Below are 11,156 nucleotides of genomic sequence, written 5' to 3' on the forward strand. Positions count from 1 at the left end.
GGCGGACTCTACACAAAACTGGAGGAACTCCAGTCAGGGGCTCAGGCAATACAACTCCACCCGACCGCATCTGGCCCTCAACATGCGCCCACCAGTCCCCGAAACTCTAATCCGAAATGGCCAAAAATGGGGCTAGACACTTCTGCGCGCAGCCGCTTGGTGGCGCCGAATGCAGCGCCGATAACACAAACTAAAGATCTCAATACAAGGCTTCATTTTCATCTCGTTCCCAAGGCATTGAATCTGCCTTGGAAATAATTGGCTCGTCTCCTAAATGAAGCGCCGTGTCCAATCGAGTCACTTCGTCGTTTTGTATTTTGAGGGATTGTGAAGCCCAGATAGCTTCAAACATGTTTTTGAAGAAACCTAACATTTCTGTTCGCCTACACTGCATGGGTTCTGGGAGCATATAAGGCAATAATAGCACGAACCTAGGGTCAGGATGCACTGAATCTTCCCCCTGGTCATAATTCACGGCTCGAACAACGGAGCGGTAACATGAACGACCTCTTCTGGCTGAGCGATGCCCAGATGGCCAAGCTGGAACCATTCTTCCCGAAGTCCCACGGCAAGCCGCGCGTTGAGCGGCATTATCTTCATCAATCGCAATGGTTTGCGCTGGCGGAACTCGCCTGCGGGATATGGCCCGCACAAGACACTCTACAGCCGGTGGAAGCGATGGAGCGAGAAAGGCATCTTCGCTCGGATGCTTCTGGAACTGGTCGATCAAGGCGGCCGGACCGAGACCCTGATGATTGACGCGACGTATCTCAAGACACACCGCATGGCCTCCAGCCTGGGCCTGAAAAAGGGGGCGTGACCGCTTGTATGGCCGATCCAAGGCGGGATGGATTCCAAACTGCACGCCGTCACTGACGCTGTCGGTCGCCCCTTGTCTTGATCTTAAGCGGTTCCAAAACTCCAGCGAGTAATAACTCTCATAGTGTAGCGGTGAATTTGGAGGGCATTTTCCTTGGCTTACACACAATGCCCTACATCATACCCAAACATTGTGCTCCGCATTTTCAAGATACCGGGTTAGCACGCCAATCGACTTCCACCCGCCCGCCCGCATGATGGCCGCAGTGTCGAAGCCTCTCTTCAGCAGATCCTGAGCCGCGCCGACACGTAAGGAATGCCCGCTGAATGCATTGACTTCTGCGGCATCCAACCCAGCACGTGTTGCAGCGTCCTTGATTAAGCGCTTGACGGTTGTCGTACTCAGATCGCGATTGACCGCTTTGCCTTGGTAGATCGGGCAGAACAGCCAGGGGATGTAATCTCCCCGCCAGTCCAGCCAATCGCGAACAAACCTGGCAGTGCGCTGAGAGGTGAAGGCGGTTCTTCCCGCGCCAAACGGATCCGACTTGCTGCGACGGATCAAAACCCGTAGCGTTCCATCCCCGAGCTCTTCGATATCCTCGGCGAGCAGCGCCACCAGCTCAGCGCGGCGGGTCAGCAACTCATAGCCTAGGGAAAGCATGGCCCGGTTGCGCAACCCCCACGGTGTGTCAGGTTCATTTTTTAGAAACTGATCCAGATAGTCTTTGGTCAGACCCTTGGCCTGTTTCGGACGGATCGGTTTGCTGCGTTTGACCCGCCTGAAGGCCAGATTGATGTCTTCATCGTAAGTGGGGTCCGGAAGGCGTAGCAGCCGATGAACTTTGCGAATGGCGTAGAGTCTGCGTCTGACTGTCGAGGGTGCTAGCGATTTGCCCTGATCTTCCAGAAACAGGCAGACGGTTTCCACACTGGCCGGGAAGGGCGTCGGTAGTCCTTCCGTTGCACACCAAGTGACGAAGGCCTCAGTGTCACTGTAGTACCCACGCATGGTGGAGGACGAATAAGCGCCTTGGAGACGGTTGAATTCCTGCCGCCAATCGTGGTCGAGTAATATTGACATGCATAAATACTACATACTTGCGTAAAATGCGCAAGTTAGATCAATGAGTGCAAATGATAACATCAGCACAGATCAGAAGTGCGAGAAGCGCTCTTGGATGGTCTGCCTTATTCTTAGGAAAACAAGCAGGGCTATCACTTCGCACCATCCAGACTGCCGAGGCGGATGGGGGAGATGAAAAAGTGAGAAAGAGTTCCATCTTGGCCATCAAAACTGTTCTTGAAACTGCAGGCATCGAATTCACGGTCTCTCCCGACAATGTTCCGGGGATTCTGATCCATGCAAATAGGTCGGCAAGGCCTAATGGCGATCACCCGGATTCCTGATGCTGTAGGTTGCCTTCAGTGATTCATTTGGAGCTTGAACAGTTGTACAGGATAGCCCGCTCAAAACAGTCTGGCACGGACATGTTTAGTAGCGCGCTGAGTTGTTGCTACACTATCTTGTATAAATGTTGATAGAACATTTCGGGAACGCTATGCTGAATTCGACTGAAGGTAAGACGCAGCGATTCGAAAGAGATGGCCACAGACAACCTGCCAGAGCAACATAAGGAAAAGGCGGAGAACGCGGTTCTCGATCTGATCCCGCGCATGGTGTTGTTTGCCGGAGAAGACGCCCTGAGTTTCGAAGATCTTCGACAGGCGTTCCTGCTGGACCTGGCACCTTCTTCACCCTACGAAATAACTCTGGCCGAAAACCTCGTGGCCCTGGAGTGGGAGGTGCATCGTCACCGACGGATCAGGGACAGCCTGCTACGTACTCAACTCAGGAAGTTTGCCGAAGGCACCTTTGAAAAAGGTGAAGTGGGTACTCTTGGATACGGTAATTACCAGACTGAGGAGGGATCGGCCTTGACGACCATTTTTCTGGATCGCACGTCCGAGAACCACGGAGTTGCGCTTCGATGGCTGCAGGACCAAGGCATCGATCCTGGCGAATTGCTGGCCGCTGCGTATAAATCTGCCACAAAATCCCTAGAACCCCACGAGCGCAAATTGGCCGAGCTAGAGATCCGGCGCCGCCGCCTTCGCGAAGATTTTGACAGGTTGAAGGCGGTCGCAACACCGCCGATTGAGGATGCAACCCTGTTGCCTGATAAATGACAACTGAGCGCCAGATATCGGCCAATCGCGGCAATGCTCGTGCCAGCACCGGACCAAAGACCAGGGCCGGTAAAGACAAGGTGTCCCGCAACGCTATGAGACACGGGCTGACGTCTCCTCTGGCTTTCGACCAAGTTGAGAAATGGTACCGGATCATCCTGGACGATCCGGAGGCTTGGCCTGACCCGTTTTCTTCGGATACAAGGTACCAGGCCGCCCTTTCCCTAGCCGAAGCAGAAGTCAGGCTCGAACGGGCGCGTGTTGCTGAAGCCGAGGCTGTGCAGAGCCTTGAACTGGGCAGGGAGGAGAAGGGGCTTTTCGACGGGTTTCCAAAGGAAGCAATTGCCTCCTTGGATGAAGACCTCCGGGCCCTGGTTCGGGTTGCCAGGAGGATTGACCGATTGAATGCTTCGGCCGGAGAGAACAGGTTGCGCCTTACAACCCGATATCGACGTGAGGCGGAAGCTCAGCGGCGCAAGGCCCTGAACCGCTGGATCAAGATTCAGTCTGGTTTCCCGAAACAAAGCCAAATACTACCTTAGGTAGAGTCGCGGGAGTTCGTCCTGTGTAAGAAATTGTTAATTAAGCATATCATGTTTTGAGTGTGGGCGGCCCATAAGCCCGATTAGGCATTTTGGGATGGCATGTCTGACTATTGAAACCCTGCGGAGACTGGCTTAACAATACCCGGCTCGACGGAGCCGTGACTTCGCCGCGGGTGTCTCCAGGTGGCGATACCGACCGCCGCTATACCTCCGGCAGTCCAGAGCGTGACCCGCTGCAATGACGGCAGCCCCGATGTCATTGCCATCGGCATAACACACCCCGACAAACCGGTCATGGGTTCGCTCACCCGTCAGATCGCAGGTGACACGTTTTCCACCAAGGTAATTGACCATCCAGCGCCTCGCATCGCGACCGGCTGCGGTGCCCAACTCTGGCGCATCCACGCCTTGAAGGCGCACAGGTGTTCCACTGACAACAATTGTATCGGCGTCCCGCACCTGCACCCCACCGGCCAGAAGCGGCGTGGCAGAAAGTGCAAGTACGACCATCATCACATGTCTGATCATTCGACGATCTCGGTTGCAATATTCGTCTTTGCCAGCTCATCTTCGACCAGGGCGTAGATCTCCTCTGGCGGGGTCTTGAGCGAATAGATCATCAGGGACGGGTCCACCCCCATTTCGATGAGAAACGCCATCGTTTCTCCCTGGCTGACCTGTATGTCCGCAACGGCAAACATGACGGGAATGAGCCTCGGCTGCTCATAGTAGTGCTGGTGCATGCCAACTATGCCGCGTCGTGAGACGAGCCGTTCCAGGCCGCCTGCCAGAATGTAGGGACAACTGGACACGCAGGAGGCGCCAGGTGTCACCCCAGTGACCAGGTTCGCCTCCCGGATCTGCCTGCCGATCAACTGAGCTTCGCCAACCAACCCGCCGGGGCTGTGCAGGGCAACGAGCGCTGGCGTTTCATTCATACCAGCCAGATGCCTTTCGAACCGGTCTGCGTCGCCTTCTTCGATGGCTCCGGTCAGGAGAAGGACTATACCAATTCCATCTATGTAACTTTTCGTGAACGTGAGCCTGGCCGGGAAGCGGTCTGGCAACGCCAGCTCACCAGGCTCGGTCAACCTCAGAACCGGCTTATCCGTCCGGTATTCCCGCCTTTGATCACCAGGAGACACAGGACCGGTTGGCAGCACCAGCTTCTCGCGGAATGGGCTTTGGATGCTGCCAATCACATCCGTGGTGATCAGCAGCCCTGCCAGAGCCAGTTGAGCAAGGAGCACATATTTCAGCCCCGTCCTGGGACCAAACTTTGGAAGGAACCGCATCCTTAAGCATCCTTCGCAGTGGAGCGCTCCTGGATCGCCGCATCCGCGGCACCCATTGTCAGTTCAACATCCTTCATGGCGTTCATGGCCGCCTTCAGATCCGCCAGTGTGAGGGTTTCCTCGATGCTCATGCCGTCGCGTCCACTTCGGATAGCGGCCTGAGTGATGGCCAGAACAAATACCAGGACGGCCGGAAGCAGGTCGATCGCAATCGCGCCCGCCCAAGACGGGACAAAGTTGTGGGCGTAGCGGATGACGGCATCCGCACTGGAAATCGGATTATAGGCCGTCTCGATCGGCGGCTCCATTTCCAGCACTTCCTCTGCGGCGTCTTTCAACGTCTTGCTACGTTGGTCGAGCGCGTCGAGCACGGAAGTGATCGTGGCGGACTGGGCATCGCGTACAGTCGAGTTTCTGCCGTCCAGTTCCGGCAAAACCACCGAAGCAGGCAGGTCCGCCGCAGCCCGCACGACCAGCGGCGCCACGCTGTACTGATTCAACTGGGACAGAACGCCAGCCAGTTTCACGCTCTCCTCGGAGAACTGTACCGACCGCTTATCGACGGGCCCCGGCGCCACTGTGAGTTCCCGCATGCGCCCCAGGATCTCGTTGCCATCTGCAAATGCGTCCTCGATCAGGGGCTGCTGGGCTGCGATCTGCTCTTCAAGGTTGCGCAGTTCCTCGGTTTTCTGGGTCAGAACGCGGAACACGGCGCCTCGACCGGCGGTTCCGGACAGGCTGCCCGACTGTTCCAGCTCTGCCAGTTCTTCAAAACTTTGACGCGCGCGTTCCACTTCACGCCCCAGAGCCTGCCCACGCAAGGCAATATCATGCGCCTGCTCAACAGCGGTCTGGTAGTCCCGAACAGTGTTTTCCAGGTGCTGCTCAACTGCAGCCGAACCTGCGAGCGCGGCCGCGTTCAGCCAACTGGACATGGCGATGATCGCGAGCGAGCCGACCATCGTTGATACAGTCAGGCCAATGAATCCACCTGCGCTGCGCATCGAAGGCAGAAGCCGCAGCATGTAGCTCCAGAACACAAAAATGCCGACCGATACGGCAATCGAGTAGGCCACAGCGGCGAAGAAGGACACTGCTCCGTTGTCCTCCAGAAGCGAGGAAACACCGAGGTAGGTGTAAATGCCGGATGCGATGGCCAGAACGCCCAAAGCTGCGGGTGTGAACGTATCGAGCCAGACCAGGTGTCCTTCAAGCTCCTTGGCCGTCCGAAGGCCTTTCGCCTCTTCGGCCGTCAACCGTCCGCTTTCATCAACCATCGAAATTCAAGCTCCAATTGCAAATCAGAGCGTAGGTAAGGTCAGACGCTCGATGAGTATTGCGAGAAGCTGCCAATCTTTTTGGTATTTCGGGCATTTTTGAGGGAGACCTCCCCGGGGTTTTTGACTCAAACGCCCGATAACGTGAGAAAGGGGACCAGTTTAGCTGGAATAGCTCAACATCTCTATTTCTGCCCCCTCTTGACGAGAAAGCAGCCGGCTAAGGTGGAAGAGTGCCAGAACGTCCTCGGTTTATTCCCCAACCAGTGCGGCAGCCGCTCGGCGAGCCCTTGGCTCCCTGGCTTCGAGCAAGTGGAAAGCCTCCAGATGTAGTGGTCCAGATGCGACCTGACAGCTTTCGCGACTCCGCTCCTGGACGCCACGAAAGACGAGCCGTTATCGCACAGCGGCCTCGGCTTGTTCGCGACTTTGGCCTGATCGCAGCCCGAGGTCTCAAACGCCTAGAGGGCTAACTTCCTAAAACCTGTTCCAACAGTACCTCGCCAGTGGAACAGGCGATGTCCAGTCCTGGTTCGACGTTTACAATCGTGACGACCCGATTTTCGGCCAGCATTGAAAAGCGTCGGGATCGATTGAGAAGTCCCGTTGGAGGGTGAGAGAAAGTCATTCCCAGAGCCTCTGTGAAACTGGCACTGGCATCAGCCAGCAACTTTATTCCTGCGGCGAACGCGCCAGTGGACTCTCCCCATGCACGCAAAACGAAGGGATCATTTACGCTGAGGATCACAACATCATCCAGCCCGGCTTCTTTTAACTTGTTGGTCGCTGAAACCACCGACGGCAAGTGGACGGCGCTACATCCCCTTGTGAAAGCCCCCGGCATGGAAAAGGCCGCGACCCGCCTACCGGAAAACACCTCATCAGTCGTCACCTCGTAAGGTCCTTGATCTCCAAAGACCTGGAACTTCGCATCTGGTAGTTTGTCACCTGTTGAAACAGCCATCTATTGTACTCTCATTGCGAACCGTAATGTGGCACTTAGAACACTCCCTCTGAGTTGCAATATCCCTTGGTGGATTTACCCGATTTAGTGAGTGCCAGACGTGATGATCGCTAAAAGGAGATAGCTGGAGACCTGACCGTCTATGTCTTCAGTGCTGGGACTCAGGGTTCTGGCGCATGGTGGCGACTAGCTCGGCGACCGTTAGACCGAATTTGCGCATCTTGGATCTGTTCATGATTGTTCCGTTGCCGGTCTGGTACATCCAGTCGGTGATGTTCAGAACATGTCCACCGGCGCCTTCGGAAAGAACGATCTTGTAGCTCAGCTTCTCGGTTGTGCCGGAGATGCCTCCCATCGCTTCTCCGACGATGTCGTCAGCCGTCGCTTTGAACGTGTCCCGGCTCAAAGTGCAGCTCTGTTTATTCTGACACCTGCCTTGTTGTGACGACGCCAGCGAAGTCGCCGAGCCATTGTCTTGACTGGACGATCTGGCCTGAGGTGTTGCTGATCCAGTAGACATTGACGAAGTTCTGATCGGTGCTGTTGCAGGTCTCGCGCATCATCCGGGTGGAGGTTGGGGTTCCCCGGATCGTCACGATCTTGTCGCCGCGGTTTTCCACCACGCATTTGTAGCTGCGCATTTCGGTCCGGTCGTTGCCGGTCAGGAAGGAGTGGAAGCGCACGGTTTCGGCTCTGTACCCGCCCAGCACCGCATCCATCGACTGCGCGATGTCCGAGGCCATCAGCCCCGCGCCAAAGCCGCGCTCGCCCACGATCATGCCCTGCCGGGTCAAAAGCGTGGCGCCATCCACCGACAGCCAGGTCCGCACCCCGTCGCGGCTGTTCTCCAACAGCATCACGCCTGCCAGCCCGCTGTCCAGAAAGCCCACCTGCAGCCGCGGCGCATCCGCATCCAGCAGCGGCTGGATGCGCGGGTCGGGCTGGGCCTTGCCGGGCTGCAGCAATGCCTGAAGCTCGACGAAATCGTTGCTGTCATTGGCGCAGCCACTGGTCATCGCCAGCAGCGGCATCAGCAAGGCAAGGGCCAGCGTTCGTCTCATCTGTAGAACCGCCCCCATTGTCCAACCAGCCGCCCGGCGCGCTCGTCTCTGGTGTATTCATGCAGCCGGTTGTCGACGATCAGCCGCGCCCCGCCATCGCGCAGAACCGGCCGGATTGTCTGCTTGACCGTCGACCGCGTCGGCTTGCCGGTCAGCCACGACACCGGAACCTCGAACCGGATCCCCTTGTCGAACGATCCCTCACCGAACTCTTCGGCACTGACATTGGTGAAGGTGGCAAAGGCGCCGACCTTGAAGCCGTTGTTGAACTCCTTGTCGAGCGTGAAGGTCGCGCCCCAATCCCCGGCAAGGTAGCGGCCCGCATCGATCTGCAGGTTATACTCGTTGCCCAGATCGTAGTACATCGAGCCGTGACCGGTCACGACGTCATAGCTCTGGAAGCCGAACAGCATGTCATAGTCACGCTTTTTGGCATAGTTGATCTCGGCCCCCAGCGCGAGGCGGCTGTCATTGGGATACCACAGCATCTCGGCCGAAACCCCGCCGAACATCTCTTCGAGATACCCGCCCGAGACCCGCGCAAACAGATCCTCACCCGGACGCCAGAGATAGGCCGCGGTCAGGCGCTGGACATACACGCTGGACTGGTTGCGCGCGTATTCCGCCCAGTCTGATCGCACATGGGGCAGGACCGAGTCCGAGACCCGGGTGGTCTCGTCGAGATTACCGATGATCGGCACCCGCAGGGCACCGGTCAGGAACAGGCCCGGCTGCACGACATAGTCGCCCTTGAACTCGGCCCCCAACTCATAGCGCAGCGGGTTGTCCGGATCGAAGAACGACAGACGCAGGTAAGGGCCGAAGCGATACCCGGTATGTGGAAAGGCACCCGGCACCGTGCCCGGCGGCAACCCGTAAGGCTCATCCCGGATCACCGAGCGCGCCAGCGTGCGCCATGCGCCATCCACATCGTTTTCCAGCTCGTAGAGATCGCTGCGCTGGGTCTCGATGGTGTTGATCGGCACGCCGTTCTTCAGAAGCGTGATATCAAACACCTCGATCGACGGGTCCAGCGTGTTTGCCATCGTGCGCGCGGTGCGGCCCGCCGCCTGCGCCGAGGCGGAAAAGCGGTTGTTCTCGATCTCGACAATGGCGCGGTTGCCCTCGACCCCATAGCCGGTCATCCGCAGGCCCTGCTTGTCGAGCCGCGCCCGCAGCACATCGCGGGCCGTCATGTCGCTGTCCTGGTCGGGCAGGTTCCAGCTCTCGGCGGCGACCTGGTTCTGCGGCTTCAGCGCCGGGGCCGCGCGGTCCAGCCCGCCCGGCGCCAGCGGGTTGCGCGGATCGAAGGCATAGGAGAGCTGCAGGCCCAGCGTGTTGCCGTACATGTAAGAGGCGTTCATGTTGACGCCGTTGCGAAACTTGTAGTTGACCCCGAAGTTCAGGGGGAAATCGGCATCAAACCCGATCTTCTGCTTCTCTTCCTGATATTCGTCCGAAGAGTATTCGGCCAAAAGGGAAAGCCGGTCGTTCAGGCGATACTCCAATCCGCCAAACAAGGCGGCCGGACCGCGGAACCACTGATCATAGGCCAGTTTACCGCCTGTAGAGCCTGTTCCACGCGGCGGCCGCGTTTCGAACTTGTCATCAAACACCGCCAGCGGGTTCTTGAAACTGTTGCGTTGGCCTAGCCGGCCCCAACCCATGCCGCCGGTCACTTTCCAGCGCTCGGCAAAGGTCTTGGTCAGAACGACATATTCACTGCCATAGATCCCGGTGCCGCCGAAATCGCGAAAGCCAACGCCGATTGCCGGACCCCGGGCGGTTTCCTCGCGCAGGCGAAAGTGGATGTCGAAGCTCCGGTCATACCGGCTTTCGGCACCGCCTCGGTTGAAATCCTTGATGTAGGAATACCGAAACGAGCCATAGACCCAGGGCAGCATCTGGAACGTAATTGTCCCGCGCGCAGTGTCCTTGAAGGCGGCGCCCGTAAACGCAAGATTGGCCGTTGGCAGCACTTCTGCCGACGGCATGTCGATCAGGCCCGGCGTCCCATAGGTCGACAAATTCTGCGCGCGCACGGAATCCTCGGCCAGCAATACACAGCCGAATCCCAGTATCGCGCATGCGGCAATACGCATCTAAACCTGCTCACTCAACATTATCATTTTGTTTTTTAAGAGCTTTACCAAATTGGCCGGAAAGCTTCACAAATTGGCGCGGTGCGCGTATCACTTCCGGCGCAACTGCGCTAGATTTACCACAACCAGCCGTTGCCAAAACGGAGCTCGAGCATGCTGAAATCATGGATTGCCAAGGGAACCGGCAATTCTCCGATCTACCCGTCCATCGCACCTGACGTGCCGTTCTACCTGATCGGTGACGTGCATGGCCGATCCGACCTGCTTGGTCGGCTGCTCAGCAAGCTTGTGCCACAGCATCCGGTGGTGCTGGTGGGGGACTACGTGGACCGGGGCGAGGAAAGTGCCGGGGTGCTGCGCCAGCTCTTTGGACGCCCAAACACCTATTGCATCAAGGGCAACCACGAAGACATGCTGCTGTCCTTCCTCGAAAACCCGATCGAGCACGGCCCGCGCTGGCTGCGCTATGGTGGCCTACAGACGCTGGCCAGCTTTGGCATCGCCGGGCTGACCGAGACCAGCCGCGGCCCGGATCTCGAAGCGGCCCGGGACGCCCTGCGCGACGCCATGGGATCCGAGATGATCTTCTGGCTGCGCACCCTGCCGCTCACTTACGTGAACGGCAATGTCGGCGTTGTTCACGCTGCCGCAGATCCCAGGTTCGGTCTCGAAGACCAAAAACCCAAACACCTGCTCTGGGGACATCCCGAGTTCGGCAGAACCCCACGCCGCGACGGCATGTGGATCGCCCACGGCCACACCATCATCGATGAACCACAAGCCACACAAGGCATCATCGCCGTCGATACCGGCGCATACGCAACAGGCAAACTCACCGTCGCAGGTATCGGCAACGGAGCCGCAGAATTCCTGACGATGAAGTGAACAAGTCACAGGGGCCGC

12 protein-coding genes and 1 pseudogene are annotated in these 11,156 nt (G+C 57.8%); 4 read left to right on the forward strand and 9 right to left on the reverse strand.

Annotated features, from left to right (window positions below; all coding sequences use genetic code 11):
- Window positions 1–199: 199 nt before the first annotated feature.
- Window positions 200–373, reverse strand: coding sequence for a hypothetical protein (locus ACP15U_RS11410; protein ID WP_425045272.1), 174 nt, complete (start codon window positions 371–373; stop codon window positions 200–202).
- Between the two features lie 125 nt (window positions 374–498).
- Between ACP15U_RS11410 and ACP15U_RS11415 the strand changes: the two are divergent.
- Window positions 499–895 (forward strand): annotated as a pseudogene (locus tag ACP15U_RS11415) (IS5 family transposase); the annotation flags it as partial.
- 102 nt (window positions 896–997) lie between these two features.
- Here ACP15U_RS11415 and ACP15U_RS11420 read toward each other — a convergent pair.
- Window positions 998–1,903 carry a tyrosine-type recombinase/integrase gene (locus ACP15U_RS11420; protein WP_425045273.1) on the reverse strand — a complete coding sequence of 302 codons (906 nt, stop codon included), beginning with the start codon at window positions 1,901–1,903 and terminating at the stop codon, window positions 998–1,000.
- A 521-nt stretch (window positions 1,904–2,424) separates the two neighbouring features.
- On the opposite strand from ACP15U_RS11420, the gene ACP15U_RS11425 reads away from it, so the two are divergent.
- Together ACP15U_RS11425 and ACP15U_RS11430 are read left to right on the forward strand one after the other, a co-directional pair.
- Window positions 2,425–3,009 (forward strand): hypothetical protein, encoded by a 585-nt coding sequence (locus tag ACP15U_RS11425; RefSeq protein ID WP_425045274.1) that lies wholly within the window; start codon window positions 2,425–2,427, stop codon window positions 3,007–3,009.
- Between the two features lie 95 nt (window positions 3,010–3,104).
- Window positions 3,105–3,551: a hypothetical protein gene (locus ACP15U_RS11430; protein WP_425045275.1), complete on the forward strand. Its 447-nt coding sequence runs from the start codon at window positions 3,105–3,107 to the stop codon at window positions 3,549–3,551.
- Between the two features lie 135 nt (window positions 3,552–3,686).
- Here ACP15U_RS11430 and ACP15U_RS11435 read toward each other — a convergent pair whose 3' ends face one another.
- The 7 genes from ACP15U_RS11435 to ACP15U_RS11465 form a co-directional block, all read right to left on the reverse strand.
- Window positions 3,687–4,082, reverse strand: a complete 396-nt coding sequence (locus ACP15U_RS11435) for a thermonuclease family protein (RefSeq protein WP_425045276.1) — start codon at window positions 4,080–4,082, stop codon at window positions 3,687–3,689.
- A complete protein-coding gene (locus ACP15U_RS11440; RefSeq protein WP_425045277.1) occupies window positions 4,079–4,849 on the reverse strand; it encodes a hypothetical protein in 771 nt (256 codons plus the stop codon). Before ACP15U_RS11440 ends, ACP15U_RS11435 begins: the two co-directional genes overlap by 4 nt.
- 2 nt (window positions 4,850–4,851) lie before the next feature.
- Window positions 4,852–6,126, reverse strand: a complete 1,275-nt coding sequence (locus ACP15U_RS11445; protein ID WP_425045278.1) for a hypothetical protein — start codon at window positions 6,124–6,126, stop codon at window positions 4,852–4,854.
- A gap of 469 nt (window positions 6,127–6,595) precedes the next feature.
- On the reverse strand, window positions 6,596–7,090 hold the full coding sequence (locus ACP15U_RS11450) for a redoxin family protein (RefSeq protein ID WP_425045279.1): 495 nt from the start codon (window positions 7,088–7,090) through the stop codon (window positions 6,596–6,598).
- A gap of 148 nt (window positions 7,091–7,238) precedes the next feature.
- On the reverse strand, window positions 7,239–7,496 hold the full coding sequence (locus ACP15U_RS11455) for a DUF3833 family protein (protein ID WP_425045280.1): 258 nt from the start codon (window positions 7,494–7,496) through the stop codon (window positions 7,239–7,241).
- 13 nt (window positions 7,497–7,509) lie between these two features.
- Window positions 7,510–8,121 carry a YjbF family lipoprotein gene (locus tag ACP15U_RS11460; RefSeq protein WP_425043711.1) on the reverse strand — a complete coding sequence of 204 codons (612 nt, stop codon included), beginning with the start codon at window positions 8,119–8,121 and terminating at the stop codon, window positions 7,510–7,512.
- Window positions 8,122–8,147: 26 nt separating this feature from the next.
- Window positions 8,148–10,253 carry a YjbH domain-containing protein gene (locus ACP15U_RS11465; protein WP_425043072.1) on the reverse strand — a complete coding sequence of 702 codons (2,106 nt, stop codon included), beginning with the start codon at window positions 10,251–10,253 and terminating at the stop codon, window positions 8,148–8,150.
- A 153-nt stretch (window positions 10,254–10,406) separates the two neighbouring features.
- Here ACP15U_RS11465 and ACP15U_RS11470 point away from each other — a divergent pair, with 153 nt between their 5' ends.
- Window positions 10,407–11,138, forward strand: coding sequence for a metallophosphoesterase family protein (locus ACP15U_RS11470; RefSeq protein ID WP_425043073.1), 732 nt, complete (start codon window positions 10,407–10,409; stop codon window positions 11,136–11,138).
- The last annotated feature ends 18 nt before the right edge of the window (window positions 11,139–11,156 follow it).

The organism is Primorskyibacter sp. S87 (genome assembly GCF_049801055.1).
Lineage (GTDB): Bacteria > Pseudomonadota > Alphaproteobacteria > Rhodobacterales > Rhodobacteraceae > JBNAGF01.